24 protein-coding genes are annotated in these 26555 nt (G+C 45.4%); 11 read left to right on the top strand and 13 right to left on the bottom strand.

The features are described from left to right. The first annotated feature begins 7 nt into the window (after positions 1-7). Complete coding sequence (gene rimK / locus D2V93_RS01665; protein WP_409557885.1) at positions 8-1381, top strand: 30S ribosomal protein S6--L-glutamate ligase; 1374 nt, start codon at positions 8-10, stop codon at positions 1379-1381. A 508-nt stretch (positions 1382-1889) separates the two neighbouring features. Then, entirely contained in the window at positions 1890-2861 is a 972-nt protein-coding gene (gene trxB / locus D2V93_RS01660; protein ID WP_119618219.1) for a thioredoxin-disulfide reductase, read from the top strand. Positions 2862-2928: 67 nt separating this feature from the next. On the opposite strand, the gene D2V93_RS01655 is transcribed toward trxB, so the two are convergent. Then, the gene (locus D2V93_RS01655) at positions 2929-3372 is read right to left on the bottom strand and encodes a hypothetical protein (protein WP_119618113.1); all 444 of its coding nucleotides are present in this window, start codon (positions 3370-3372) and stop codon (positions 2929-2931) included. 299 nt (positions 3373-3671) lie between these two features. Between D2V93_RS01655 and D2V93_RS01650 the strand changes: the two genes are divergently transcribed. Both D2V93_RS01650 and D2V93_RS01645 read left to right on the top strand, forming a co-directional pair. Continuing rightward, positions 3672-6794 carry a SusC/RagA family TonB-linked outer membrane protein gene (locus tag D2V93_RS01650; RefSeq protein WP_119618112.1) on the top strand — a complete coding sequence of 1041 codons (3123 nt, stop codon included), beginning with the start codon at positions 3672-3674 and terminating at the stop codon, positions 6792-6794. A gap of 10 nt (positions 6795-6804) precedes the next feature. Further along, positions 6805-8286 carry a SusD/RagB family nutrient-binding outer membrane lipoprotein gene (locus tag D2V93_RS01645; protein ID WP_119618111.1) on the top strand — a complete coding sequence of 494 codons (1482 nt, stop codon included), beginning with the start codon at positions 6805-6807 and terminating at the stop codon, positions 8284-8286. Positions 8287-8359: 73 nt separating this feature from the next. On the opposite strand, the gene D2V93_RS01640 is transcribed toward D2V93_RS01645, so the two are convergent. The 8 genes from D2V93_RS01640 to D2V93_RS01605 form a co-directional block, all read right to left on the bottom strand. Beyond that, the gene (locus D2V93_RS01640) at positions 8360-9556 is read right to left on the bottom strand and encodes an SH3 domain-containing protein (RefSeq protein WP_119618110.1); all 1197 of its coding nucleotides are present in this window, start codon (positions 9554-9556) and stop codon (positions 8360-8362) included. 30 nt (positions 9557-9586) lie between these two features. Further along, positions 9587-10633 carry a pyridoxal phosphate-dependent aminotransferase family protein gene (locus D2V93_RS01635; RefSeq protein ID WP_119618109.1) on the bottom strand — a complete coding sequence of 349 codons (1047 nt, stop codon included), beginning with the start codon at positions 10631-10633 and terminating at the stop codon, positions 9587-9589. Continuing rightward, positions 10633-11643 carry a dipeptide epimerase gene (locus D2V93_RS01630; RefSeq protein ID WP_119618108.1) on the bottom strand — a complete coding sequence of 337 codons (1011 nt, stop codon included), beginning with the start codon at positions 11641-11643 and terminating at the stop codon, positions 10633-10635. Before D2V93_RS01630 ends, D2V93_RS01635 begins: the two co-directional genes overlap by 1 nt. Before the next feature lie 107 nt (positions 11644-11750). Continuing rightward, positions 11751-12473, bottom strand: a complete 723-nt coding sequence (locus D2V93_RS01625) for a head GIN domain-containing protein (protein WP_119618107.1) — start codon at positions 12471-12473, stop codon at positions 11751-11753. A gap of 159 nt (positions 12474-12632) precedes the next feature. After that, the gene (locus tag D2V93_RS01620) at positions 12633-14357 is read right to left on the bottom strand and encodes a PspC domain-containing protein (protein WP_119618106.1); all 1725 of its coding nucleotides are present in this window, start codon (positions 14355-14357) and stop codon (positions 12633-12635) included. Positions 14358-14367: 10 nt separating this feature from the next. After that, positions 14368-14697 (bottom strand): PadR family transcriptional regulator, encoded by a 330-nt coding sequence (locus tag D2V93_RS01615; RefSeq protein ID WP_072882137.1) that lies wholly within the window; start codon positions 14695-14697, stop codon positions 14368-14370. A gap of 185 nt (positions 14698-14882) precedes the next feature. After that, positions 14883-15335 carry a nuclear transport factor 2 family protein gene (locus tag D2V93_RS01610; RefSeq protein ID WP_245978043.1) on the bottom strand — a complete coding sequence of 151 codons (453 nt, stop codon included), beginning with the start codon at positions 15333-15335 and terminating at the stop codon, positions 14883-14885. Beyond that, positions 15335-15817: a DUF4870 domain-containing protein gene (locus D2V93_RS01605; protein ID WP_119618105.1), complete on the bottom strand. Its 483-nt coding sequence runs from the start codon at positions 15815-15817 to the stop codon at positions 15335-15337. The genes D2V93_RS01610 and D2V93_RS01605 overlap by 1 nt, the downstream gene beginning before the upstream one ends. Positions 15818-15984: 167 nt before the next feature. Between D2V93_RS01605 and D2V93_RS01600 the strand changes: the two genes are divergently transcribed. The 5 genes from D2V93_RS01600 to nudK all read left to right on the top strand — a co-directional run bounded on the left by D2V93_RS01600 (position 15985) and on the right by nudK (position 20280). Next, positions 15985-16440, top strand: a complete 456-nt coding sequence (locus D2V93_RS01600) for a DUF4442 domain-containing protein (RefSeq protein WP_119618104.1) — start codon at positions 15985-15987, stop codon at positions 16438-16440. Positions 16441-16563: 123 nt separating this feature from the next. Then, a complete protein-coding gene (locus D2V93_RS01595) occupies positions 16564-17364 on the top strand; it encodes a TIGR00266 family protein (RefSeq protein ID WP_119618103.1) in 801 nt (266 codons plus the stop codon). Positions 17365-17472: 108 nt separating this feature from the next. Further along, a complete protein-coding gene (locus tag D2V93_RS01590) occupies positions 17473-18981 on the top strand; it encodes a S41 family peptidase (protein ID WP_182849915.1) in 1509 nt (502 codons plus the stop codon). 49 nt (positions 18982-19030) lie between these two features. Beyond that, positions 19031-19684, top strand: a complete 654-nt coding sequence (locus D2V93_RS01585) for a DUF2461 domain-containing protein (protein WP_119618101.1) — start codon at positions 19031-19033, stop codon at positions 19682-19684. Between the two features lie 8 nt (positions 19685-19692). Further along, complete coding sequence (gene nudK, locus D2V93_RS01580) at positions 19693-20280, top strand: GDP-mannose pyrophosphatase NudK (RefSeq protein ID WP_119618100.1); 588 nt, start codon at positions 19693-19695, stop codon at positions 20278-20280. On the opposite strand, the gene D2V93_RS01575 is transcribed toward nudK, so the two are convergent. After that, entirely contained in the window at positions 20274-21557 is a 1284-nt protein-coding gene (locus tag D2V93_RS01575) for a D-alanyl-D-alanine carboxypeptidase (protein ID WP_119618099.1), read from the bottom strand. The two genes, nudK and D2V93_RS01575, sit on opposite strands and share 7 nt — an antisense overlap. A gap of 120 nt (positions 21558-21677) precedes the next feature. Between D2V93_RS01575 and D2V93_RS01570 the strand changes: the two genes are divergently transcribed. Next, positions 21678-21875 (top strand): hypothetical protein, encoded by a 198-nt coding sequence (locus tag D2V93_RS01570; RefSeq protein ID WP_072882128.1) that lies wholly within the window; start codon positions 21678-21680, stop codon positions 21873-21875. Positions 21876-21902: 27 nt separating this feature from the next. On the opposite strand, the gene D2V93_RS01565 is transcribed toward D2V93_RS01570, so the two are convergent. After that, positions 21903-22844, bottom strand: coding sequence for a LysR substrate-binding domain-containing protein (locus tag D2V93_RS01565; RefSeq protein ID WP_072882127.1), 942 nt, complete (start codon positions 22842-22844; stop codon positions 21903-21905). A gap of 234 nt (positions 22845-23078) precedes the next feature. Further along, positions 23079-23498 carry a DUF2141 domain-containing protein gene (locus tag D2V93_RS01560; RefSeq protein WP_119618098.1) on the bottom strand — a complete coding sequence of 140 codons (420 nt, stop codon included), beginning with the start codon at positions 23496-23498 and terminating at the stop codon, positions 23079-23081. Positions 23499-23710: 212 nt separating this feature from the next. On the opposite strand from D2V93_RS01560, the gene D2V93_RS01555 reads away from it, so the two are divergent. Next, entirely contained in the window at positions 23711-25873 is a 2163-nt protein-coding gene (locus tag D2V93_RS01555; protein ID WP_119618097.1) for a TonB-dependent receptor, read from the top strand. A gap of 1 nt (position 25874) precedes the next feature. Here D2V93_RS01555 and D2V93_RS01550 read toward each other — a convergent pair whose 3' ends face one another. Next, the gene (locus D2V93_RS01550; RefSeq protein ID WP_119618217.1) at positions 25875-26297 is read right to left on the bottom strand and encodes a DoxX family protein; all 423 of its coding nucleotides are present in this window, start codon (positions 26295-26297) and stop codon (positions 25875-25877) included. Between the last annotated feature and the right edge of the window lie 258 nt (positions 26298-26555).

The raw sequence follows: 26555 nt of genomic DNA, 5'->3' as shown, positions 1-26555 counted from the left end.
GCATTTTATTTTGGACAATTTGGAAATATTGGGCAGCGAGGAATGGTGCCGTTTTGAGGAACTAGGAATACCCGCCATCAAGGCCAGGGTAGATTCCGGCGCAAAGACATCGTCCATACAGGCCAGTAAGATCAAGGTCTTTACCAAAGGACTGGAAGACTGGGTGAGGTTCGAGGTAAACCCATTGCAGGACAACAGGAGCATTTCCATATTGTGCCAGTCCAAGTTGGTGGATATGCGTAGTGTGAAAAGTTCGCAGGGCATATCCGAAGAACGGCCTGTGATAAAGACCCCCGTGAACCTTGGGGGGAAGATCTTCGATATTGAACTAACCCTGGCCAACAGGGACACTATGGAATACCGTATGCTGTTGGGGCGGGAGGCCATCAACGAGAGGTATTTGGTGGACCCCTCCAAAAGTTTTAGCATGGGCAATATCTCCCCAGAAGAAATGGCCATCAAGTACCGTCCCTATAAATCGGACAAGTCTGGATTGACCTTGGGACTTTTGGCCAGTAACCCAGAACTGTACAGCAACAAGCGAATCATTGAAGCTGGCGAGATGCGAGGGCACAAGGTGGTCTTTTTGAACGTGGAGAACGTTTATATGAAACTGGACGCAGGTTCACCAGAGATCAGGTATAGGGGAGGCAACATTTTGGATAAGTTCGATGCCGTGATCCCAAGGATCAAACCATCGGTCACTTTCTATGGTTGCGCTCTATTGCGACAGTTTGATACCCTAGGGGTGTACTGCCTGAACACGGCCGATGCAATCAGCAAATCAAGGGACAAGTTGTTTGCCTCACAACTCTTTTCCAAGAACGATATCCATATCCCCATTACGGGATTTGCCAAATCCCCAATGGACACCAAGGACCTGATCCGAATGGTGAACGGGGCACCTTTGATCATCAAATTATTGGAAAGCACGCAGGGCAAGGGCGTGGTGTTGGCTGAGACGAACAAGGCCGCCGAGAGTGTCATCAATGCCTTTAAGAGTGTCCAGACCAATATTTTGGTACAGGAGTTTATCAAAGAGGCCAACGGACAGGATATCCGTTGTTTTGTCGTGAACGGCAAAGTAGTGGCCTCTATGCAGCGCCAGGCGCAAAAAGGGGAGTTCAGGGCCAACATCCATCAAGGCGGGGCCGCATCATTGATCAAGATCACATCGGAGGAACGAAAACTGGCCATTAAATCGGCCAAAGTCCTTAATCTGGACGTGGCCGGGGTAGATATCATCCGTTCCAACAGAGGGCCTTTGCTTCTGGAAGTAAATTCGTCACCTGGATTGGAAGGTATCGAGAACACCACAGGAATGGACATTGCCAATGTAATGATCGAGACCATTGAGCGAAAGCTCAAATACAATTCCTGATTTTATCGATTTTACAACAATATACTCACAATCAAACAGTTGAATATTTAGTCCGTACTTTCTTACGAGTGCGGATTTTTTTTTGAATATAAATTGAAAGCGGCCATCCGTTAGACCAGAAGCCCCATCCGTTAATTGGTTCCCTCAAATTATAAAATCCAGTAGTATGTTTGTCCTGAAATCAAAAGAAAGCCACCTAAATAGGATGGGGTGATAGTAGGGTACTCAAGTGTTCTTTTGCCCAAAATCTTATTCAAAAGGAGGTTTACGTTGCGCCAGGGGGTTTTTGAGGTTGAGCCCCCTCGGCCGTAACGGTTTCAGATTAAAATATTTGTTCCCGTAAATTTGACCTACTTTTATTTGGAGAGGAGCCATGAAAATGGCTCCTTTTTCTTTTGGTCAATCCCAATTGTTCACATCTTTTAAGAAAACATGGAAATCCCACGGTGTAAGTTTTTGTGCAAAAGACCTACTTTTGTATGAGAATGAACAGAGGAAGTTTTTTGTTATGTCAGAACAAATGGAAAGAATAAAAACATTGATCATTGGCTCGGGACCGGCCGGGTACACTGCTGCAATATATGCGGCCAGGGCAGATTTGAAACCTGTAATGTACACGGGTATGGAACCAGGTGGGCAGTTGACCACCACTACGGAAGTGGATAATTTTCCAGGATACCCCGAGGGGATAGACGGCCCTACCATGATGATGCAACTACAGCAACAGGCCGAACGGTTTGGAACGGAGGTAAGGATCGGTATGGTGACCGCAGTGGACTTTAGTGATGAGATTGGGGGAATCCATAAAGTGACCGTTGACGAATCCAAGGTCATAGAGGCGGAAACCGTAATCATTTCAACAGGAGCTTCGGCCAAATACCTGAACATTCCCAGCGAACAACGATTAAGGGGAGGTGGAGTTTCCGCCTGTGCCGTTTGCGATGGGTTTTTCTATAAAGGTCAGGAAGTGGCCATAGTAGGGGCGGGGGATACCGCTGCCGAAGAGGCCTCCTATTTGGCCAATATCTGTAAAAAAGTGACCATGCTGGTGCGAAAAGACCACATGAGGGCCTCCAAGGCCATGCAGCACAGGGTAAACAGCCTGGACAATATTGAGATCAGGTATAACACCGAAGTGGATGAAGTGCTTGGAGAGCAAGTGGTGGAAGGTATCAGGATGGTGAACAACCAGACGGGTGAAAAAGAAGAGATTGCCGTGACCGGATTGTTCATCGCCATTGGCCACAAACCCAATACGGATATTTTCAAGGGTCAGTTGGACATGGACGAAACAGGGTATATCATCACCCAGGCCAAGTCCACAAAGACGAACAAGCCAGGAGTATTTGCCAGTGGCGATGCACAGGATAAAATATACAGACAGGCGGTCACTGCTGCCGGAACGGGCTGTATGGCCGCTTTGGATGCCGAACGCTATTTGGCCGCCGTGGAAAGCAAGGAAGTATTGGCTTCCTCCTAGGAGAGTTGATAGAAGTCATAAATAAAAGGCGCTGTCATTAACAGCGCCTTTTTCTTTTGCGGATATTTCAGTCAATTCTTCTGTAATTTTCAGAAAAGGTCCTGTTGCCATCGTTATCCACGGTAATCTGGCTAAAGGAATCCTCAGTGAGCAGCAACTCAAAGGTAAAGTTGCGCATAGTGTCCAAGGCCTTCATCATTTCATCATCCCCGTATTCAATAATTTCTATCAGGGAAGAATCCGTTGTTCTGTACGAGCCATAGCCAAACCTTCCATTGGGGTCATCGGGCACATACCTGGTCCACATGATTTTTTCCTTGGAATACATCTTGACCTGCCGATATCCATCAGATTTTTCAATAGTATCTACCACGTTTCTACCGTCATAGCTATAAAAACTCTGTAATTCCCACGTACCCTCGATGGAGTGACGATTTTGTTCAATTCCCTTAAAGCTCCCGGCCATCAAGAAAAAGACAAAGCACACAATGATAAAAAATGATTTTTTCATAGAGATTGACTTAATGGAGGTTAAAGAATATCTAAAAGATAGTGATAATTTTTGTTAAAATTGGATTTTATCCATGTAAATTTTAACATTTTATTAATTATAGGATCCTGAATTGAATGGATGATATTTTTTTGAAAAAAAGTTTGGCGGAAAATGTCTTTTTCAAAAGATTTGCAGATGATCTAATAATAATTGCAAAAAACGGCATCATTTTTACACTATGAACATTTTTTGACTTAAATGTTTGATTTGTAAAATTTTTTAGGCAATTTTCAGAAGTATTAACACAAACTAAAGAAATGAAAAGCATTTATTTAACATTTGTTGCAGTGTTTTCTTGCATTGCCGCTTTTGGACAGACCATAACTGGTACGGTATCCGATACTTCAGGGACACCACTGCCAGGGGTGACCATTGTGGTGAGCGGCACGAACAACGGTACAACTACTGATTTTGATGGAAATTACTCCATTAGTGCCTCTAGTGGGCAGGTACTCAGATTCTCCTATTTGGGGATGACGACCAAAGATGTTACGGTAGGGTCGGCAACTACACTAAATGTAGTGTTGGAAGAAGATTCAACCCAACTCGATGAGGTAGTGGTAACTGCCTTCGGTGTCGAGCAAAAACAGAAATCCTTGGGATATTCGGTTACGAAGGTGAACACGGAAGACCTCAACTTGGCCGGGCAGGCCAACCCGATTGAAAGCCTTCAAGGTCGTGTAGCCGGGGTGCAGATAAACAGATCTTCCGGTACATCGGGGGGTGGTGTTGACATTTTGATCAGGGGGGTGACCTCTATAAATCCAAACAGGAGTAACCAACCCTTGATCATCGTGGATGGGCTTGCCTTGGACAATGACACTTTTTCCGGAGAAGTAAGGCCTAGTGCCGGTTCCAATTCACCCAACAGTTCAGAGCAGTTTGCCTTTTCGAACAGGGCAGGCGATTTGAACCCTGAGGACATTGAGAGCTTCAACGTGCTGAAAGGTGCTGCCGCTACTGCACTATATGGCGTAAGGGCGGCCAATGGTGCTATAATCATTACTACCAAGAAGGGGAAACAAGGGCGGGCCAAGATAAATATCACAGCTTCTACTACTTTTCGAAATGTAAAAACAACGCCACCGCTCCAAACCAAATATAGGGAAGGGTTTGGCGGTGCTCCGAGGACACTTTATGACCCTACCTCCGAGACGGGCTTCAATAGGGTCCAAAACTCCACATCGTTCTATTCATGGGGTCCGGAATATGCACTGGATTCCTATGATTTGGGTGGGGGAAACATTGTTGACCTTTCCGATGACAGGTTCTACAGCCCATACGATATCTTCAGGACAGGGTTCAATTCCCAGCTCAATCTTAACCTGAGTGGAGCCAATGACCGATTAAACTATTATTTCTCTGTGGGTAACAACAGTGAACAGGGGGTATTGCCAAACACGGATTACAAAAAGACCAATTTTAGGTTGAAGGCCGGATATAAAGTAACCGACAACTTTAACATAGACGGTTCCATAGCCTTTACCAATTCTGGGGGGAAGAGGGCCAATGGTGGTGATAAATCTGTGATGAGTGCCCTGTATTATTATGCAGGAACCTTTCCCATAAACGATTACCAAAATGCAGATGGCAGCGAAAGGGATTACTCCTTTGGAATCATTGATAACCCGAGATATTTGTTGGAAACCAGTAATTTGGAGGACGATGTGAACCGTTGGATTGGGAACACGACCCTTACGTGGTCTCCTAAAGATTGGGTAACCATCACCTATGCGGCACAGATAGACAACTATTCCGATGCAAGGAACCGATATGTAGGGCCTGACCTGGATGGTGGTGCACAAATAGGCGGTTTCATTTTGGAGCAAAATATAAACTTCACAGGTCTGGAGTCCAACTTCTTGGTGGCCCTGAACAAGGCTTGGTCAGAGGATTTCACCACTGACCTTACCTTGGGACACCAATTGTCCGATTCCAAGAGATCTTATTTGGAAGCAAGGGGAGAAGGTTTGAATGTACCTGGCGTGAACGAGATCGGGAACACCACAAACTTTTTTATAAATAAGGAGATAGTCCAGTTAAGAAACGTTGGAGTCTTTGGTGAACTGAAATTTGGATACAAGGATAAATTGTTCCTTTCGCTTACGGGTAGGAACGACTGGGTTTCCACCCTGCCCAAAGAGAACAGATCGTTCTTTTATCCATCAGTGAGCTTGGCCTATGATGTTTCGGGCCTCTTTGGAGAAAACGATATCTTCACTTTCGGAAAACTTAGGGCCTCATGGGCCGAGGTCGGTAAAGGACCAGGCTTTGGCGATGTTGGCCAGTATTTTGTCGTAGATAGCGACTTTCCATTTGGAGGCGTAGGAGGGTACCGAAGAAGTACCTTGTTGGGAGATTTGGATATCGTACCTGAAAGAAACCAGTCTACTGAGTTTGGGGCTGACCTTAGGTTCTTGAACGATCGAATCCGACTGGATTATGCCTACTATAACACACGGGTCAAAGACCAGATATTTACAGTGGGCACGGCCTATTCTTCTGGACTTTCGGGAATCACAAGAAATGCTGGGGATTATGAAATCTTCGGTCATGAATTTTTGTTGAGTGCGGACATCATCAGAAACCAAGACATTAAATGGGAAGTCATCCTGAACTGGTCCACCAGCGAAGGAAAGGTATTGGAAATACCAGAGGACATAGAGTCTGTGGTCTTTGCCGATTCAGGATTTACCGGTATAACCTCCGAAGTAAGGGCCGGCGACAAAATGGGCAATCTATATGGATACAAATGGAGGTATGAAAATGGGGAACGGTACATAGATGCTAACGGTTTCCCTGTCATCAACACTGAGGAAAAGGTAGTCGTGGGAAATGCTTTTCCAGATTTTATCTCTTCATTGGGAAGCAATTTCAAGTATAAGGGGATTGGCTTGAACTTCCTATTGGAATGGAAAAAAGGAGGAGACCTGTATGATGCGGGTATCCGAAACGCTATCAGAAATGGTACTCCAACGAGTACACTGGAAAGGTATGTCAATGTGGTCCTGGAAGGTGTGATGGACAATGGAAGTGGCGGCTTTGTGCCCAATACGACCGAAGCCTTCATAGACGAGAATTATTATAGGAATTCCAATGTGTACAACCGTGCTGCTGAGATTTTGGTACAGGATGCCTCTTGGGTGAAGCTGAGGAACATTTCCCTTTCCTACGATTTTCAGAGCAGGTTCATCAAAGACCTTAATTTGGATAGGGTAAGCATATCTGCCAGTGCCAACAACATACTTCTTTGGACTCCTTTCGATGGATATGATCCAGAGGGCAACCAATATAGTGCGGGCAGCAACGTATATGGTTTCACAGGATTGAACATACCATTGGCCGAAAGCTATTCTTTTGGATTGAACATTGCATTTTAAAAAAAGAACTATGAGAAAAATACATATAATTAAGGCATTTATACTACTCTCCACTGCTGCCTATGTGGGGTGTAGTGAAGATTATTTTGATGTGAACACGCCTTCCAATACGGCGCCATTGGAAGATTTGCGCATGCAGGACCTTATGGCCCCGGTCATCCACAGTACATTGGAAGGACAAAGGTCGGCAGAGCTTGCCTTTGGCAACTACGTGCAGAATTTTGTGAGCACGGGCGGCGGCGCAGCAGGGCAAACTTCTGCTGATGGGCTTTGGAGCCAGGTTTATCTCTATGTATTACCCAATCTTAAAGCTGTCAAGGTAAAGGCCGCCGAGACGGGAGCAACCCATATTGATGCCATTGCCGATATCCTGATTGCGGCCAATATTGGAATTGCTACCGATTCTTGGGACAATATTCCATACTCAGAAGCCACACAAGGCCCTGATAACAACTTTGCGAGTTTCGATACCCAGGAGGAAATTTACAATGAGGTGTTCACCCTATTGGACGGCGCCATAGCAAAATTGAGCGCACCCGATGACTCTGGTTTTGGACTTGGTTCATCGGATTTGATCTATGGTGGTGATGTTGAACAATGGCTAAGGGCAGCCTATTCCCTAAAGGCCCGTTATCAGTTGCATTTGGTGAACAAGGGAGTGGTAACGGCCGCTGAAGTGCTTTCAACGGTTGAAAATGGATTTACTTCAAATGATGACAACTTTGCCATGTACTATAATGAGAAGAACATCAACCCGTGGTATTCCGAAGAGATACTGGCCAGGGAGACCGGTAACCTCAGTAAGGATATTGCCAGCCAATTGGTAAGCTCCATGAACGGGGATTATTATCCTTTCTTGGGCGGTGTTGTGGAAATTGACCCAAGATTGCCCTTGTTTGCCGAAAATGGCGATGAGGCCGAATATAAAGGCTTTGTCAGTGGTGGGGGTGGTATAGCCCCCGATGGCACAGATGCCAACACAAGGTTCAGGGAAGACGGTTTTTATACCAGTGTGGATTCGCCCCTCATTCTCATCAGCTATGCCGAAGTACTTTTTATAAAGGCTGAAGCCGCATTTTTGGCCAATGGGGGCACTACAACCAGTGTAGGTTCCAATGCCACTGCCTATGCAGCCTATATGGACGGTATAGCCGCCAGTATGGAAATGTATGATGTGGATGGTGCGGACTATATGGCCGATGCCGCCATCGATGTGGGAGAAGGAGCACTGATGCTACACCATATCATGAAAGAAAAATACATCCATAACTTCCTGAATCCTGAGACCTTCGTGGATTATAGGAGATATGATTTTTCTGATGATGTTTTTACTGGACTTCAGATTAGGAGCGAAGAGGAAAGTGCGGATACCGAGTTCCCCGGACAGTGGTTCAGAAGGGCCAATTATCCCCCTACAGAGCTTACCAGAAACGAAGCAAACGTATTGGCCAACCAACAGGATCCCGTGGTTCCCGTTTGGTGGGATGAATAGGCTCATACAAATCTAGTCACTGAATACAAAAAGGCCATCCCATCGGATGGCCTTTTTATTGGCGTTCACTGGATTAAAAAACATCTTGTTCCGTCAAGTACAAAAGGCCTTCGTCCTTTTGGTTCAGAATACGTTTGGTTCTCAAGTAGCGGTCATAATTGTACGCGTCAAAATTGTCCGCATTTTTGGCCATACTGCTGATGTGTACATTCCCGGCAGAATGGATAAACTCATTGTTCCCGATCCACATGCCCACATGGACCACCCTTTCGGAAGTTGAATCTGTGGCTTTTCTTCCAAAAAAGAGCAGATCTCCAGGAATGAGTTTATCAAACTCCCCTGAATCGTCAACCAAGGTTCCCTCATGGATCTGTTGCGAGGCATCACGGGGGATGATCATGCCGTTCATAAAATACACGGTCTTGGTAAAACCACTGCAGTCCACCCCTTTTGTGGAGGTGCCTCCCCACAGATAGGGTACGCCCAACATCGTTTTGGAGGTTTCAACCAAGGCTTCCTTGGTAAAGGACAAGTTCGATTTCCAGTCCAGATATGGAGACGCTTCGGATTTGGAGACATAGGCATTTCTTCCATCAGGATATTCTACCTGATAAAAAGCTACATTTTCAGTGACCAACTTTAAAATATTCCCTGCAACAAGGTCCGATACCACTTGGGAAGAAGCATCCGCTTCAATAAAAGAATGTCCATAGGTTTTGGTGTAGATCAATTTTTCTGAGCCCTTCCAATCTTCAAATTGGGTCTTGTCCATCAATGCTATTCCTCTACTGTCCACCCATCCCAAATAGTGGTCAGGGGTCTGGATACGGTACCAGCTATCTTGCTTTTGGTACACCTTTACGGGCATTCCCAAAGTTCCTTGGGTGACCATTTCCGCGGAATGGGCCGGACGGGACCTTAAATTGGCCACGGAAAGTGCTATGGCGCCATATATTTTTCCATCCAAACTCGCTGAAGGAAGTACCTCCACACTGTCCTGAAAAACAATTTGTTTCTGTTCCAATTGTTTTCGTAAGGCATCCAAAGCTTCTGGGAGGTTTGTGCCCCCTTTTAAGGTATACCCCTCGGGGCCTTCTACGGCTTCGATGTCGAAAAGGGCGACCCGTGTATCGGGAGCGTATGTGCTTTTAACGGAGGAAATGGCTTCTTCAGCTTTGTTGGGTACAGTGGACGTCTTTGTTTCGCATGCCATGAAAACAAAGGACAGCAATGCATAAAAACAGCATCTTTTTTTTAAGGGAAATTTCATAATAAACTAATTTTAATAGTTATAAAACAATTAAGCTTGAAGCGAGTTCAAACAGTAGGCTAATTGTTGGATATCGTCTTTTTCGTGATAGGCGCTCAAGACCACCCGGCCCACAATGGGCCCGTCTGCATCCGGATAGTTGAAATAGGTGGTGATGAAACCATTTTTTTCCAAAGCCTTGGCCAAATCCGCATCTTCAAACTCATAAGTAGGATGCCCTTCCATGTGTTTGAAAAGGGAAGGATGATCCAATAGATCTTTAAATAGTGCATCATTTTCCATGAGCTTTTTTCTTCTTTCGGCATAGATGTCGGTAGAATCCAACAGCGTACCCATGAAAGCGGGTAGGGGAGGGCTCGCTCCTCCAAAAAAGGGAGTGTTCCGAAGCATTTCTACATCCTCGTGGTTTCCCAATATGGCGCCGGCCTGAATTCCAAGGCCTTTGCCCAAGGAACAACAGACCATCAACTTGGCCGGATTCAACGTTTTGAGCATACCATAACAACCGCCCCCACCTTTTCCGACAATACCGATGCCGTGAGAATCATCACCAACGAGCATTATCTTTTCCAAAGGAAGTTTTTTTAGGACATCGAAATGCGGGAACTGGTTTCCTGAAAAGTCAATGGTGTCAAAAAGAAGTACAGGTATTGGACCACCCCTGTTGATTTCTTTCAGGAGCCTATCCGTAAGATCTTTAAAGCTTTCCGTTTTGGTCACTCCGTTCAAATGGAGTGCGGTGTGTGCATTGGGAGCGGCAAACAAGGAGTGTCCTTGCTGCAATAAGGTCTGGATGACCAATTGGGCGGCCAAATATCCCGAAGACAGGGTAAGGCAGCTTTCCGCCCCGACCCATTTTGCCAAATGGTCCTCCGCAATTCCATAGATGTCCAACGAGACATTTGATTTTCTTGATGCTCCGTAATGCATGCCATATCGCTCCACATTTTTGGAAAATAGTTCCACAAAAGGAGGATAGGATTGAAGTCCCAGATAGGCGGTGCCTCCAAAGTAGAGGTACGTTTTGCCATCTGCTTGAACCAGTCGGTCGGGTATGCGGGCGATGGAATACGCCATTAGATCAGCTCTATCCCACTTCCGGGAAGTTTGGGAAAAATGACCTTTCCATCATCCAAAATCTGGACCCCTAGGGCAATGTCATGTTTGAGCAGCAACGAACCGTCCATGTCCACATAGTCCAGTTGAGGGGTCAGTTGTGCAATGGCAGAAATCCCAACCGTGGATTCCGTCATGCAACCCACCATGATCTTCAGCCCCAGTTCTTTCCCTTTTTTGATCATGCGTCGGGCAGGGGTCAGTCCGCCACATTTGGTCAGTTTGATATTGATCCCATGGAAGTAGGGACCACATTTTTCCACATCGCTTTCCACAATACAACTTTCATCGGCAATCACAGGAAGTGCGGAATGTGCTCTCACCTTCGCCATGCCCTCCCAGTCATCGGCCTTGAGGGGCTGTTCCAAAAATTCAACACCGAGATCCTTCAGCAGTGGTGCATTTTGGATGGTTTCCTCAGCAGTCCATGCGCAGTTGGCATCTATACGGAATATACTGTCTGTATGTTTGCGGAGCTCCCTCACTATGGCAACATCGTCCTGGGTGCCCAGTTTGATCTTGTAAACGGGCCATGGTTTTTCCTTGAGTTTTTCCACCATCTTTTCAACAGTGTCAATGCCGATGGTATAGTTGGTGGTCGGGTAGTGGCTATTGTCGGTGCCCCAGATTTCATAAAGAGGTTTGCCCAGTAGTTTTCCGTAGAGGTCGTTGGCTGCTAGGTCCAGTGCGCACAAAGTGAACTTTTCAAGGTTCAGGGATTCCAAATGCCGATAGAAATTTTCCGGATCGTCAAAATCATATCCTTCAATGGCTTGCCTCACTGCTTCAATCTCGGCTGTCATGCTCTCCACGGTAATCTTGTAATAGGGGTTGGAGGTGGCCTCACCATATCCTGTTTGTCCCTTATGGGAAAGGGCCACGATCATAGTGTCCTGGGTATCGTGGGATTCCCTGGAAATGGTGAACGTATGGGCGAGTTGCAAGGTATATTTTTTAATCGCTATCTGCATGGAACTTTCTTTTTATGATCATGCTAAGATAGGGCTTCGGGCCTATTTATTAAAGACAAAGGCCCACCGAAATCGGGCGGGCCTTTTGTTTTTTTGAGGTATGGATCTTAGTACTTGCGTACGCTTCCTGAAACCGATTTTTTGGTCTCTACACTGGCATCACCGGTATAGGAGATGTCCGCACCGCTGCTGGCATCGGCCACTAAGGATTCGGATACGTTTACGGAAATGTCCGCACCGCTACTTGCATCGGCGTGGCAGGTCTTTACGGTCAGGTCCCTTGCTTTGATGTCGGAGCCACTACTGGCATCGGCATAGAGCATATCCGCTTTGCCCGATATTCGGATATCCGCGCCACTACTGGCATTTGCAGAGATCTCATCGGCCACCACTTCTACCTGAAGGTCGGAACCACTACTGGCATCAAGATCTATTTTCCCGGTCTCGATGATGTTTTGGACGATAAGGTCGGCACCACTTGAGCTTTCCAATGCATCCACGTTGCGAAGGGTCACATACACATTCTTGGTGGCCCTTCCAATGTTCTCAATGGCATGGATTTTTAGTCTCCCCTCCCTGACATCTGTTCCTATCAGGTCGATGATGTTCTCATCCGCCTCAACGGTGATCTTGAACTCTGCGCCCTGTGTTACGAATACGTCTATTCCTTCCGAAGCGGATACCACCGTGAAATCTTCATCCACATTGCGGTTTTCCTCCACGACTTCGCCGTTTCCGGTCTTGCCGCTCCCAAAGTTCATGTCCATCATACAGGACGAGGTGAACAGGGATAATAGTACTGCGATTGCTAATCTTGCTAGTGTTGTCATGATTGTTGTTTTTTGATGCCCTACTTCACTGAGCACCCATTATTGATTGATTTAGTTGTAACCTGCACTGAAATTCAACAGTGTAAATGTCCTATTTAATAGGTGTGATATGAATTAATTTGTACCCAATTGTGGAATTTGAGTTCCCAATTGTAGTTTTTAGTTCCCGGCCTTTACCTTGATACCATCTTCATTGATCTTCATTTCAAAGGAATCTTTGTTGTCCTTGATGTTGATATCTATTCCATCTTCATTGATGATGATCTTGCCATTTCCGTCCCTCTCATTATCGTCATCTTCATCGGGGCAGTCCTGGCACTTTAGCTCGCCATCTTTGCCCATGAGCCATACATGGCCAACAATACTGCTTCTGTAATAATCCTTATCATTGGCTATGCCACGGCCCATATGGTATCTTGTGGACTCTTCGAACTGGACCATCCTGCCCTCAGGGATATAGATGGTGGTGGTCACTTCCTGGTTCCGTGCCTTGTTGGAAACATCCGTGATAAGATATTCGTCCAAAATGATAGCGTTGCCCGAAAGTTCGTAGCCATATTTGATGTTCTTTGCCCTGTCCCTGGCGGCCCGTGAGGAACTGCCATTGGAGTCCTTTCGTATGGACAGGGAAACGATGGAATCCTCTGCCTTTTTCACGTTGATGTCGACCTCATCGGAAATGAGCACCCTATTGTCATCCTTGTCGTAGGCAAAAGACATACGTCCAAAATGAATATCGTCCCTAGTATACTCGTAGCCGGGGTTTTTCATTCGGATGACGATCGTATCGGTTACATTTTCTAGGACAAGTTGGTCCTGTTCGTGCACACTGCCCGTGTTCGAAAATTCCGCAGCCTGACGAATGCCAAGGGCGATCAGGGCCCCAACGGAGATCAACCAAAGCCCCAAAAGAGTGAATTTGGCAATGTTCCCGATGGATTTGAGATTGTTCACCAAAATCTTCAGTCCCAAGTACAGGACAAAGAAAAAGGGAATGCCTATGGCAAAGAACATGAGCAGGGATACTACCCACACGGGCGCTCCTGTAGTGTTCACGATCTCATAGAAATCCACTCCTGGGAAATGTACCGCGTCGAACATGCCCACGGTGAACAGCCCAAAGAACAATCCGATAAGGGTGGATGCCCCAATAATGATCAGCAATATGCCGATGAACTTGCCGAATACCTTGAAGAGGAACAGGATAATGTCCCCGATGGTATCAAAAAAGGTCTTGGAGCTGCTTTTGACCTTATTGCCCACTTTTTCGTAGTCAACGTTTTTTACCTTGTCGGCAACATCATCAAACCCCTCTTTAACTTTGCGTTCTATATTGCTGATGTTGACGGGCTCCCCCCGCATATCCAATTTTTGGGAGGTAGTGGCCGCTTCCGGGACCAAGATCCATAGAAGAATGTAGGCAATAAGCCCAAAGCCCGAGGTAAAAACGGCCAGCAGGATGAAGATGATCCGTATCCAAATGGCATCGAACCCCAGGTAGTGTTCCAGACCGGCACAGACACCACCAATGTACTTATGATCGATGTCCCGGTACAGTTTTTTGGCCTTCGGACTGGGTTCGGCATAGGTTCTTTTGGGGTCGTCCTCAAAAATGTCCTCGTCCACCATATAGTCTTCGGGCTGTCCCATCACATCGATGACCTGGTCCACTTCCTTGTGGGTGATCACCTGTCGCTCGTTTTCCATTTTCTCCAAAAAGAGCTCGGCGATCCTCGCCTCGATGTCGGCTATGATCTCATCACTTCCCTTGGTTCCCGCAAACGATCGTTTGATGGACTCCAGGTACCGTCTCAGCTTATTGTACGCATCATCGTCGATGTGGAAGAGCGTATTTGCCAAATTTATATTTACTGTCTTGTTCATTTTTTGATTGTTATTTTGTGTTGGTTACCAGATTGACTGCATTTCTTAGTTCGTCCCAGGTGCCGTTGAGTTCCTTGAGGAACAGTTGGCCTGTTTCTGTCAGCGCGTAATATTTGCGAGGAGGTCCCGATGTGGATTCTTCCCAACGGTAGTTGAGCAATCCGGCATTTTTCAGCCTTGTGAGCAAAGGGTATATGGTACCTTCCACCACCAGCATCTTTGCGTCCTTCAGGGCATCCAGAATCTCCGAGGCATACTTATCGTCATCCTTTAGGATGGACAGGATGCAGTATTCCAGGACCCCTTTGCGCATCTGTGCTTTTGTGTTTTCTATGTTCATAACTTCATGGGTCTATTAAATTAACTGTTCGTTTTTGATTGACCAAATCGGGTCTGGCCTTGTTCCCACTCCTTCCCCTGTGATGAGCAGGGGAGAGGAAACGTTTTTTGATTGATTGATGATTGATGAACTTTTCGTTTTTTGATTGATGAATGAACTCCTGTTTTTTTGATTGATGATTGATTTTAGTGAAGGCTAACCACCCTGCTTATTTTCCATTGATCCCCCACTTGCTTCCAAATAACGATGAACTTACTTGGATGGGATGGTGCATTTGGCTCTTCTTTATTATGGAACTTGTGCAGTGCCATTTCAACGGCACCGAAGCCATTGATAGGGTATACTTCCATACTGCCTGGAACTAATTCCCGGGTCACTTTTCCGCAAATGTTCTTTTCAATGCTCTCCAAAAGACCCTGTTTGTCCTTGGAAAGACCTCCCATGTCATGATAAAACTCCAAATCCTCATCATAGATCTCTGCCTGTTTTTCCATGTCGCAGGTGTTATAGGCATTGAAATAAATGCTGTCCATTCGGACAATGGTCTGGTATAATTCTGATTCTTTTTCACCCTGCGCATTAGCCAAAGTTGTCAATCCGATTAAGGTAAGGGCGAATAATGTTTTTATCTGTTTCATTACTTGATGAATTTAATGGTGAAGGGATATTTAAATTGTTGCCCTTCGTTGGTACGGATGGTGGCCAAAATGGTGAAAACAATGTTCATAACGGCCAGTCCTACCTGTAGCAGCCCGGTAATGCTGGCAGGCCAGAAAAGTCGCCCAAACTTAAAATCATCACTGCTGATATGGATGTTGAGGTTGTTCAGATTACTTAGACGGTGAAAACCGAAAACATCCCAGTCAAAAAGGTCCGGCATGAATCCGATAAAGAAAGGTATGGTGATCAAACCGGCCACAATGGCATACAGCAGCATACTGATTTGAAAGTTCAATGCTTGTTTGCCATTGTAATCGACAAAGTCGTACTGTTTTTTGTTGGACATCCAAAGGATCAAGGGCATAATAAAGTTTCCGAAGGGGATAAAGTACTTCGAGAACGTTGATGCGTGGATGATCGCGGATAAGTTTCGTTCGTGTTTGGTTAATGTAGTTGCCATTTTTGATTGATGATTTTGATGTGTAAACGGGTAAACCTATTAGCTTACGATGCAAATATATATTCAAAGAACAGTACTATGCAAAACAAAGTACTATAAATTAACATATTTTTAACAATTTAAAATAGAGATAATTTGTCTATTTTTAAGCCAAAGAATAATTTCTTATGGCACTGACACCCAGTAAAATCAACACATTCACGTTTCTAAAACTGCCTTCGGCCTGGTGGTGCGGCATTCGCCTCAAATATATAGATGAGCAGAAGGCCATCACCACGGTTAAGCACAAATGGGTCAATCAAAATCCGTTCAAATCGATGTTTTGGGCGGTGCAGGGGATGGCAGCCGAACTCAGTACGGGGGCTTTGGTGATGAACGAAATCCAAAAAAGTGGCAAAAAGATCTCCATGCTGGTGGCCAATAACAAGGCCACCTTCACCAAAAAAGCAACGGGTCGTATTTCATTTACCTGTGAAGATGGACCATTGATTGCCGATGCCATCAGAAAAACCGTGGAAACCGGGGAAGGACAAACCTGTTGGATGAAATCCGTAGGAGTAAATGCGGATGGGGTAGAGGTCTCTACCTTTCATTTTGAGTGGACGGTGAAGGTGAAGGGGTAGATATGGTAAAAGGTGAATGGTAAGCGGTAATTAGGAAAAGATGATGCACCTTTCTAAACAGATAATTGTAACAAAACCCCAAGCCAACCAACATATAAACAGTAATCAAAAAACAATCAAAAAATGAACGCACACGAAATAGACTATCACATTTACGGAGAGGAAATGCAATATGTGGAGATCGAACTAGATCCACAAGAAGCCGTTGTGGCCGAGGCTGGCAGTTTTATGATGATGGATTCGGATATAAAAATGGACACCATCTTCGGGGACGGTTCCAATCAGGACACTGGCGTATTGGGCAAATTGTTCTCCGCAGGCAAGCGTTTGCTCACCGGTGAAAGTTTGTTCATGACCGCCTTCCTCAATATTGGCCACGGCAAAAAGAACGTAAGTTTTGCTTCACCCTATCCAGGCAAGATCATCCCCATTGACCTTTCGGAAAAAGGAGGGAAGTTCATCTGCCAAAAAGATGCCTTTTTGTGTGCGGCCAAGGGCGTTTCAGTAGGGATAGAATTCTCCAGACGCTTGGGCCGAGGTTTCTTTGGCGGTGAAGGTTTCATCATGCAAAAACTGGAGGGCGATGGTATGGCCTTTGTGCACGCAGGCGGAACCATGGCCAAAAAAGTACTGGCTCCCGGGGAAGTACTCAAGGTGGATACGGGCTGTATTGTCGGCTTTTCCCAGACCGTGGACTACGACATCGAATTTGTGGGCGGCATCAAAAATACAGTGTTCGGAGGGGAAGGCCTTTTCTTTGCGACACTTCGTGGACCGGGCACCGTTTATATCCAGTCCTTGCCGTTCAGTCGATTGGCCAGCCGTGTATGGGCCGCCGCTCCCAAAGGAGGCGGAAAGGACAAGGGCGAGGGCAGTATCTTGGGCGGATTGGGCGACCTGCTGGACGGGGACAACCGATTTTAGAAACAGATCAAGAGAAGTTGGATGTTAGGTTTCAAAGCTTAACATCCAATTTTTCATTTAAGCCCTTTGGAAACCAATTGCCATATGATTCAAAAAAGAAGCTTTCCGATGAAACTGAAAACCCTAATTACCATCTTTTGCTGCCTGAATCTCATTGTTTCCTTGGCTCAGGATGATGTGTTGACCAAGGCACAGATTACAAATGATATTGAATTTTTACGAAAGACCCTTAATGACAAATCTTCCTATGTGTATCTGAATGGTTATGACTTTAATACTGATTTTGATACTTATCTAAAGAAAATAGGGGATTCCACCACACTCGAAGATTTCGGTCTATTCCTTACCCAAACACTGGGAAAAATTGGGGACAGACATTCTTCGATGACCACCATAAGAGGGTATGACTTGAATGAATCCCTCTTTTTGCCATTTATCTATGCGCCGCTTGGCGATAAAGTCGTTGTTTTGAATTCGGACCAGGACAACGAATTGGAAATACTTTACCCCCAATTCCCTTTTCTCAAAAAAATCGATGGAACCGATATTCAGGATTTTCTGCAAAAGACGCGCCCCGAAGATATAACTGCCCCGAAGCAAACCTATTTCACTTTAGCTGTGAGGGATATTCGGGACATAGAAAAAAATTACAGACTGCTCAACAAACCCTTGCCCAAAGGAATCAAGTTGACACTTTCAGATGGCAATTGGCAAAAGGATACAGTCGTGGTGGTACCTGTAGTTGACAGGTCGGAAAGATTACACCCCTGGGACGAAAAGTTTGAAAGTCAATATCTTTTTGTAAAAGATGAAGATTATAACAAACCTGAAATCATTGAAAAGTTATTCAATGTGGAAGACGGCATTGCGTATATCAGGCTCCCTGAAATGGCAGACAAAGAGGAGGCCCCCCTTCTTTTTGACAAGCTGAACTCATTTATGGAATCCATTAAAGATGATAGCGAAGCATTGATCATCGATGTAAGAAGCAATGGTGGTGGAACCCGTGACCTACTTTATGAATTTGCAAAATATGTGGTGCACCCCGATTCCATCCATGTGGTGAACGTTACCAGACAAAGAGGGCCAATTCCATTACCGGAAGATTACAAACAGAGTTTGAACAATCGATTTTTGTATTCCATCGATGAACTGACGGAACGGGAGCGGGCAGCTGTTAAAGCGTTTTTGAACACCTTCGAACCGATATATGAACTGGATGACACCAAGTACAGCGAATATTATTTTGGCCTGTTGAACGGGAAAAAATTGACCGGGCAATCCTTTTATTATGACAAGCCTGTCTATATCTTAGCCAATGAAAAGACTTTCAGTGCAGCATCAATTTTTGTCTCGGTTTTCAAAGGGCTGCCCAACATGACCATTGTGGGCGCAACAACCGATGGCTCCAGTGGCAATAGTGATTGGTTCGATTTGCCCAATTCCAAATTGTTTGGAAAGATCAGTACCATGGTCTCCTTTCAAAAAGATGGAAAAATCCTAGACGGTTTTGGTACGGAGCCCGACATAAAAATTGAGCGGGACATGGATCAAATTCTTTGGAAATCCGATGCGCAACTGGAAAAATTGAAAGATATCATAAAGGAAAACAACTAAAAGAATCATATCATACATAAGGTCGTATCAAAAATTGACCCTCAAGCCCATGAATTTTAAAGACCTCTTCCAATTTCTGGAAAAACTGCAACAAAACAACAATAAGGAATGGATGGATGCGAACCGCAAATGGTACCGCTCCCTTCGACATGATTTCATTGCATGGTTGGACGATTTGGATCTGACCATGGCGCAATTGCATGACGATTACTATCCCACACCGGGCAAGAAAGGCATCAACCGCATCAACAACAATCTGATGTTCCACCCGAACAAGCCAGTGTATAAGGACCATTTTGGTGCGGGTTTGGACAAAGCGCCCCATTCGGCGGATTTCTATATTGAGATTGGATTGAAACAATGCCTGTTGGCGGGTGGTTTTTGGCGCCCCGACCCCAACACGTTGCGAAGCATTCGGGAAGGTATCGATTATGATGGAGAGGCATTTCAAGCTATATTGGACAAGCCTTCGTTCCAACAGACGTTCGGAGGATTGTATGAAGACGAAAAATTGACCAATGCCCCGAAAGGATTTTCCAGCGACCATCCGCATATCGATTTACTGAAGAACAAGACCTTTGCGGTGGCACATGAATTTGGAAGGGAAGAAGTGTTCCGACCCGATTTCAAAGAAAAAATCGTGGAAGTTTATAAGGAAATGCTTCCATTCCGCCGATATTTGAACAAAACCGTAACCGTTTAAGTCAACCCATGAAATACGGAAACATCAGGAACATTAAAAAAGAGCTGTTGTCCGACAATTGGTACACCCTCAACAGAGTCACTTTTGAATACCAAAGGGAAGACGGAACTTGGGAAGCCCAGGTCCGGGAAGCCTATGATCGTGGTAATGGAGCCGTCATTTTGTTGTACAATACCAAAAAAGGCACCGTTGTCCTCACCCGACAGTTTCGCATGCCAACTTACTTGAACGGCAATGCGGATGGCATGATGATAGAGGCATGCGCTGGCCTTTTGGAAAAGGGAAATGCCGAGCAGACCATAAAAAAGGAAGTGGAGGAGGAGACAGGCTATAAGATTGATAAGGTAAAAAAGGTGTTCGAAGCCTACATGTCTCCTGGTTCTGTAACCGAGATCCTCTATTTCTTCATTGGCGAGTACGAAGCCTCCATGAAGGTCAGCGAAGGAGGTGGGGCGGAAGATGAGACCGAAAACATTGAGGTGCTGGAAATCAGTTTTGATGAGGCACTCGAAATGGTGAAAACAGGCGAGATCAAGGATGCCAAGACCATCATGCTGCTTCAATATGCGCAGATCAATGCTGTTTTTGGTCAATAGTTGAGGTGGAGCTCCTTCAATATCGAGTACATGGTTTTCCGTATCTCGGAGGAAGGCACTTTGAAATGATTGTTCATAAAACTGAAGATGAGCAACCTGCCCTTCTTGGTCTTGATGTAACCGCTCAGGTTGTAATTGTTACCAAAAGACCCAGATTTGGCAAAGAGAAAAGGCTCGGTGTTGGGGTCTTCCCATTTCTCGACCGTACCTGTTGGTCCCCACATCGGGAATATGCCAAAAAGACGCTCTTCGGGTACTTCTTTATAGAGTTTCTGCAGGATCTGAACAAAAGAACGCGGAGTGAATAGGTTGTAGCGCGAAAGTCCGGAACCGTCCACCCATCTGGGCTGTTGCGCCAGATTGGCCAAGTCATGCTCCAACATATAGGTTATGACCCTTTGGGTCCCCAAAGTGTCGGATAGCATGGAAGAGGAGGCCATCAGCAATTGTTCGGCCAAAAAGTTGTCACTTTTGAACAGCATTTGCTTATAGATGGAATCCGTTTCCATACCATATAAGGTTTCTTTGGGTGTATCGGGAAAATGGTCCACCAATGCAATCTTTGTTTGGAGCACTTTTTCCAGGAGTTGCTTGGTAAGGCTGTCACTGGTGATAAAAGGCACTTCAAGCGTATCCTGTTCCGTAGGGGCTATATAAAAATGATTGACAAGCTCGTCCCTTTTAAACGGATTTTCCATAACATCAGTGGAATCAAGGAAAAGGGAGGGAGACACTTCCAGTTGTTCGGTATTGGAAATCGTAGCCACGTTGCCATATAAGGGGATAGCAGTCTTTTCAGGGGAAAAATAAGTATCATAATCTTCCCATGCCCAACCCGGGCCAAAGCGGAGCTCCTCCGAATTTTTGGTGTACAGGGCAATGGTCCCTTGGTTTTTCAGCCAGTGGATGGCCGTACTGTCCTTAAGATGGGGGTGCAGCCAGGATGGATCTCCTGTGCCTTCGATGAACAAGGTATCATTGGCAGTGGCATATCTTAAGGTGGGGATATTTTTGGGCAGCAGTTTTACACCCGTATAGAAAGTAACGATCTTGGTATTGCTGGCCGGGGTGAAATAGTTGTCCCCATTGGTGTCGTACAAGGTTTTTTGCGATTTTGCATCCACCACGACGAGGCCATGGAAAGAATGGGAGAGGCTCTCCTTCTCCAATTGACCGCTCACAAATCTACGCGTGGGGGAGCAGCTGGCGAGAAGGGCAAGCAGAAAGGAAAGGAGATAAATTGGTTTTTGAAGGAGGTTTCCAGTTGAAATATCCATGCACTTTGTACGTTGTGGTTAACACGAAGTTATTTATTTTTTAACTGGATTTTTGGTTTTTCAAAAAGGTTTTTTAGCTAATTTAGAGCACAACCAATTACCCAATTTAATCAAATTTCTATGCCAAGAGCTATGTTGGATTACACCAAAACCATCCTTCAAAAGGTAAGTTTTGATGCTAAACTCTTCAATAAGGAATTGAAGAAAGCTATTTCAAGGCTATTGCCCAGTGAAATTGAGGAACTTAAAATCTGGTTGCAATTTTACATTTTGGACAAACCGGAGTTGCAACCCACATTACTATTGTTAAAAGCTTAAAACTAGGGCCGCAGAAATGCGGCCCTTTTAATTTTTGGACAACGGGCTGATGATCTTCACGTCCTGAAAGGTGATGGCACCCCTAACGATGCTGGAAATCACATCCCTGAGGGCCTCCGTGATTTGGATTTTCAGTTCACTTTTGTGGTAGATGAGGCTTATTTCCCGTGCGGGTGAAGGGCTTTTGAACGGCTTCAGGTTTTCCTTTTTTTGCAGTCCCAGTTGAAGGGTGTTCAAGTAGGGCAACAAGGTCATCCCCATGCCTTCGTCAGCAAGACTTATCAAGGTTTCGAAACTCCCGCTTTCTATTTTGAAGTGTTCCCCATTCATATTTTTGGAGGCTTTGCACAAATTGATGACCCCGTCCCTAAAGCAGTGTCCGTCCTGCAACAAAAGGACATCGTTCACATCCAAATGGTCCGTGGTCAGTTGCGTCTCGGAGGATAATCGGTGGCTTTTGGGCACATACCCCACAAATGGTTCATAATAAAGCGGTCTTTCCTTGATGAACTCAATTTCCAGGGGAGTGGCGGCAATACCGGCATCCAAGTGCCCATCCAAGATGTTCTTGATCAGGTTGTCGGTGGACTGTTCTTTGATGATGAGGTTCACCTTCGGATATTTTTTGATGAAGGTATTCAGGAACATAGGCAGTAAAGTGGGCATTACGGTCGGGATGATCCCCAAAGTGTAGTCCCCACCGATGAATCCCTTGTCCTGGTCCACAATATCCTTGATGCGCTCGGCTTCCGCTACAATATTTTTCGCTTGGGCCACGATTTTCTTGCCCACTTCGGTGATGGAAATGGGTTTTTTACTACGATCAAAAATGAGTACACCCAGCTCATCCTCCAATTTTTGCACTTGCATGCTCAAGGTAGGTTGGGTAACAAAGCTCTTCTCGGCGGCCAAAGTGAAATTTTTATGCTCGGCAACCGCAAGCACATATTGAAGTTGGGTGATGGTCATCTAACAATAAATTTGAAATATAAAAGTATGAAAAACCATCAGGATAATCTATAAGAAAAGCCCAGGATTGGGATAAAACAAAAGGGGTTGTCTAAAAAGTGTCATTCTGAATGAAATGAAGAATCTTTCAAGAATTCAACTATATGATATCAAGGCAGTAGAGATTTTTCGACTGCGCTCAAAATGACAATTTAACCTCTTTTTAGACAACCTCCTTTCGGATTGAAAAGCGTTCTAGAACCTTATGGTCAGCTCTAGGTCCTCTTCTCCGACCTCAAACTTGGAGGCTGAAAAATTGGGCGGTCCAAAGGACATGTCATTTCCGGAGGAACCATAACTCTCTTTGGGCATTCCATTGGACTCGTAATCCATTCGGTTGTTTCCGTTCGCATCGTGCATGGCCATAATGGCATAAGTGCCTGGGGCAACAGCAGTAAAGGTCAGCACCACTTTTCCGTTTTCGATGGTGCTTTCAAGGTTTTGGACACCTGGTCCCTTCATAAAGGTCTCTGCCGTGTGCAAGCCGACCATTACCTTTCCTTCATTGCTGGTTACATTGTCGATGGTGACGGTAATGCTTGTTCCAATCTTTTCTTGTGCTTTGGATATCATGCTCACCAAGAAAAAACTCAATACTAGGGCAACAGTTTTCATAAGGATTGTTTTTGATGTTAATGTTGATACAAATCTCGGGTAGGAGAGCCTTTCTAAAAATTGTGAAACACCGAACTGTTATTTTCCAGGGTTGAATTGTAGAGGACAAAACGGCATCCCGATCCATCATCAAAAATCCACAGTTGGGTACTTCCTTTTGGTATGACAAACAAGGTCGGGGCAATTTTGTGGCAACAATCAAACGAACAGTCATGAAAAACATTCTTATTGTATTCACTCTATTTTTCAACCTTGGTTTTATGATGGCCCAGACGACCGTGTCGGGCACGGTGACCGATGCCAAGATGAATCCCATTGAAGGGGCCAATGTATATGTGGAGGGCACCTATGATGGGGCATCTACCGACAAGGGCGGCCACTTTAGTTTTGAAACCTCGGAGACGGGCACCCAAACCTTGGTGGTTTCCATGTTGTCCTACGAATCTCATTATGAGATCGGTGACATTGTTTACTTCAAGGATTTGAAGATCCAGTTGGTGGAGGCCATCAATTCATTGTCAGGGGTCACCTTGAGTGCAGGAACTTTTGAAGCGGGCGATAATTCCAAAGTCTCGGTACTGAAACCGTTGGACATTGTGACCACGGCCGGAGCTGCGGGCGACTTTGTGGCCGCATTGCAGACATTGCCGGGAACGACCACCATAAATGAGGACGGACGTCTGTTCGTTCGGGGAGGAACAGCGGGGGAAACCCAGGTGTTCATAGACGGGCTCAGGGTCTTCCAACCTTTCAGCGCCACGGCCAACAATATTCCTACACGGGGCCGGTTCTCACCATTCCTTTTTAAAGGGATCACCTTCAGTACGGGAGGGTATTCGGCCGAATACGGACAGGCGTTATCCAGTGTTCTTTTGCTGAATACCACCGATGTGCCCGATCAGGAGAAAACGGATATTTCCATCATGTCCGTCGGGGGAGGATTGGGTCATACCGAAATCTGGGGCGATCAGTCCCTGAGCCTGAACACTTCCTACATCAACTTGGCCCCCTATGAGGCCTTGATCCCTTCCAAAAATGGGACTCGTTGGAACAGTCCTTACGAATCCATTTCCGGGGAAGCGGTCTTCAGGAGCAAGGGAGATAGGAGTATGTTCAAGCTCTACACAGGTTTCAACCATGCCAATCTGGATATAGAACAGGAAGACATCAATTATACTGATTTTGTGAATTTTCAATTGACCAACAACAACCTTTACTTTAATTCTTCATACAAGTATTTTTTTGAGAATGACTGGAGCCTTGCCTCAGGAGCTTCCATTTCTTGGGATACCAACGATGTGGGGTTTGAAGGAAACGAAATCGACTCCAAGGAAACGGCCTCCCATATCAAGGTGAAGGCCAGAAAAAACTTCAACAGTCGATTTGACCTTAGCGTCGGTGCAGAGCTTTTCATCTCGGATTTCGAAGAAACCTATACCAATGCGGAGGATGCTGTTTTTGGTACGGGCTACAATGGACAACTTAGGGCGGCTTTTGCAGAGTCTGATATCTTTTTGAGCAACAGGTTTGCCATGAAACTCGGGGTCAGGGGAGAGCACAGTACCCTGTTGGATGATTTCAACTTTTCACCGCGGGTATCGTTGGCCTACAAGCCAGGGGAAAATGGACAGTTCTCCTTGGCCTATGGCGATTTTTACCAAAGACCTATTTCAGATGTTGTCAAGTTTGATGGGGCCTTACATTTTGAGAAGGCTTCGCACTATATCCTGAACTATCAATATGTGGGCAATGGTAAGACCTTCAGGGCTGAAGCCTATTACAAAGACTATGATGATTTGATCAAATACAACACCGAAACGCCTGAATATGGTTCCACTTTTGCCAACTCAGGCGCAGGATATGCCAGTGGTTTGGACCTCTTCTGGAGGGATAACAAGAGCATTGAATATCTTGATTATTGGGTCTCCTATTCGTATTTGGACACCCAGAGGGACTATCAAAATTTCACGGAAAGGGCCACTCCTAATTTTGCCCCAAAGCACAACCTGTCCGTAGTGACCAAATATTGGGTGGACAAGCTCCGCTCGCAAGTTGGGCTTACCTATTCCTACGGTTCTGGAAGGCCCTATGACAATCCCAACACCCCAGAATTTATGGCCGAGAAGACCAGGTCTTTCAACAATCTTAGCTTCAATTGGGCGTACCTGATAGACCAACAGAAGATTCTCTACTTTTCTGCAAGCAATATTTTGGGGTTCAACAATGTCAGCAATTACCAATACGCGGACACTCCCAACATGGATGGAGTCTTCGACAGACGTGCCATTACCCCGGCAGCGGACAGCTTTTTCTTTGTGGGCTTCTTTTGGACGATCAGTTCAGACGGTAAGAGCAACCAGTTGGATAACCTTTAGGTTATTTTTCCATTTTGAGGTAATAGTCCACCGAATGTTTCCCTGATCCATAGACAATAAAGAATAGACAGGCAAGCAAGACCAATGTTGCGATGGATAGATTGCCCACATCCATGGTGCCCAAAAAATTGGTAAGGATGGCCCCGAATAGAATAGGTAGCTGTGCAATGGCTGCCCAGCGGGTCAGGAGTCCCACAACAATGAGTATTCCTCCCACAAAATGGGCAGGTGCAATGTAGTGGAGAATGATCATGCCCCCGGGCATGCCTTCAAAAGGCTTGGCCATTTCTGCCATTTCCGCATGATTGGCCATAAATTCCACTCCCTTGATGAAAAGGAAAACTCCCAGTGCCACCCGCAAAAAATCCAACGGATAATAGGTGTGGGCATTGGCCCATTTGTTCAATTTCTTTACTGTTCCCATGGCTGAAAGGTTTTTTAGGTTGAACAGTATTAAGGTACTCATTTTTAACAATATGTGAAAATTAGGGACCAAAAGAAGATATAGGTCCAAGACATGGTTACAAGTAATGGTCAAATTTCAATGAAGGACCCCAATCGGACAATGAAGAAGAAATAAGCGGTTAGTTTAAATGATGTTTCCGTCAATTGAAATGCACCATAGATCAATTGTCCGTCTGTCCAGTATTATATTTTTCTACTTTTCATGGATGAAAATGTC

Origin of the sequence: Flagellimonas taeanensis (assembly GCF_003584105.1) — a bacterium.
GTDB classification, from domain to species: Bacteria; Bacteroidota; Bacteroidia; order Flavobacteriales; family Flavobacteriaceae; genus Flagellimonas; species Flagellimonas taeanensis.
This window is presented reverse-complemented; position numbering and strand designations above follow the sequence as displayed.

Coding starts and splice junctions, on each gene's coding strand:
- trxB (WP_119618219.1), top strand. CDS start 1,890: ATGTCAGAACAAATGGAAAGAATAAAAACATTGATCATTGGCTCGGGA.
- D2V93_RS01655 (WP_119618113.1), bottom strand. CDS start 3,372: ATGAAAAAATCATTTTTTATCATTGTGTGCTTTGTCTTTTTCTTGATG.
- D2V93_RS01650 (WP_119618112.1), top strand. CDS start 3,672: ATGAAAAGCATTTATTTAACATTTGTTGCAGTGTTTTCTTGCATTGCC.
- D2V93_RS01645 (WP_119618111.1), top strand. CDS start 6,805: ATGAGAAAAATACATATAATTAAGGCATTTATACTACTCTCCACTGCT.
- D2V93_RS01640 (WP_119618110.1), bottom strand. CDS start 9,556: ATGAAATTTCCCTTAAAAAAAAGATGCTGTTTTTATGCATTGCTGTCC.
- D2V93_RS01635 (WP_119618109.1), bottom strand. CDS start 10,633: ATGGCGTATTCCATCGCCCGCATACCCGACCGACTGGTTCAAGCAGAT.
- D2V93_RS01630 (WP_119618108.1), bottom strand. CDS start 11,643: ATGCAGATAGCGATTAAAAAATATACCTTGCAACTCGCCCATACGTTC.
- D2V93_RS01625 (WP_119618107.1), bottom strand. CDS start 12,473: ATGACAACACTAGCAAGATTAGCAATCGCAGTACTATTATCCCTGTTC.
- D2V93_RS01620 (WP_119618106.1), bottom strand. CDS start 14,357: ATGAACAAGACAGTAAATATAAATTTGGCAAATACGCTCTTCCACATC.
- D2V93_RS01615 (WP_072882137.1), bottom strand. CDS start 14,697: ATGAACATAGAAAACACAAAAGCACAGATGCGCAAAGGGGTCCTGGAA.
- D2V93_RS01610 (WP_245978043.1), bottom strand. CDS start 15,335: ATGAAACAGATAAAAACATTATTCGCCCTTACCTTAATCGGATTGACA.
- D2V93_RS01605 (WP_119618105.1), bottom strand. CDS start 15,817: ATGGCAACTACATTAACCAAACACGAACGAAACTTATCCGCGATCATC.
- D2V93_RS01600 (WP_119618104.1), top strand. CDS start 15,985: ATGGCACTGACACCCAGTAAAATCAACACATTCACGTTTCTAAAACTG.
- D2V93_RS01595 (WP_119618103.1), top strand. CDS start 16,564: ATGAACGCACACGAAATAGACTATCACATTTACGGAGAGGAAATGCAA.
- D2V93_RS01590 (WP_182849915.1), top strand. CDS start 17,473: ATGAAACTGAAAACCCTAATTACCATCTTTTGCTGCCTGAATCTCATT.
- D2V93_RS01585 (WP_119618101.1), top strand. CDS start 19,031: ATGAATTTTAAAGACCTCTTCCAATTTCTGGAAAAACTGCAACAAAAC.
- nudK (WP_119618100.1), top strand. CDS start 19,693: ATGAAATACGGAAACATCAGGAACATTAAAAAAGAGCTGTTGTCCGAC.
- D2V93_RS01575 (WP_119618099.1), bottom strand. CDS start 21,557: ATGGATATTTCAACTGGAAACCTCCTTCAAAAACCAATTTATCTCCTT.
- D2V93_RS01570 (WP_072882128.1), top strand. CDS start 21,678: ATGCCAAGAGCTATGTTGGATTACACCAAAACCATCCTTCAAAAGGTA.
- D2V93_RS01565 (WP_072882127.1), bottom strand. CDS start 22,844: ATGACCATCACCCAACTTCAATATGTGCTTGCGGTTGCCGAGCATAAA.
- D2V93_RS01560 (WP_119618098.1), bottom strand. CDS start 23,498: ATGAAAACTGTTGCCCTAGTATTGAGTTTTTTCTTGGTGAGCATGATA.
- D2V93_RS01555 (WP_119618097.1), top strand. CDS start 23,711: ATGAAAAACATTCTTATTGTATTCACTCTATTTTTCAACCTTGGTTTT.
- D2V93_RS01550 (WP_119618217.1), bottom strand. CDS start 26,297: ATGGGAACAGTAAAGAAATTGAACAAATGGGCCAATGCCCACACCTAT.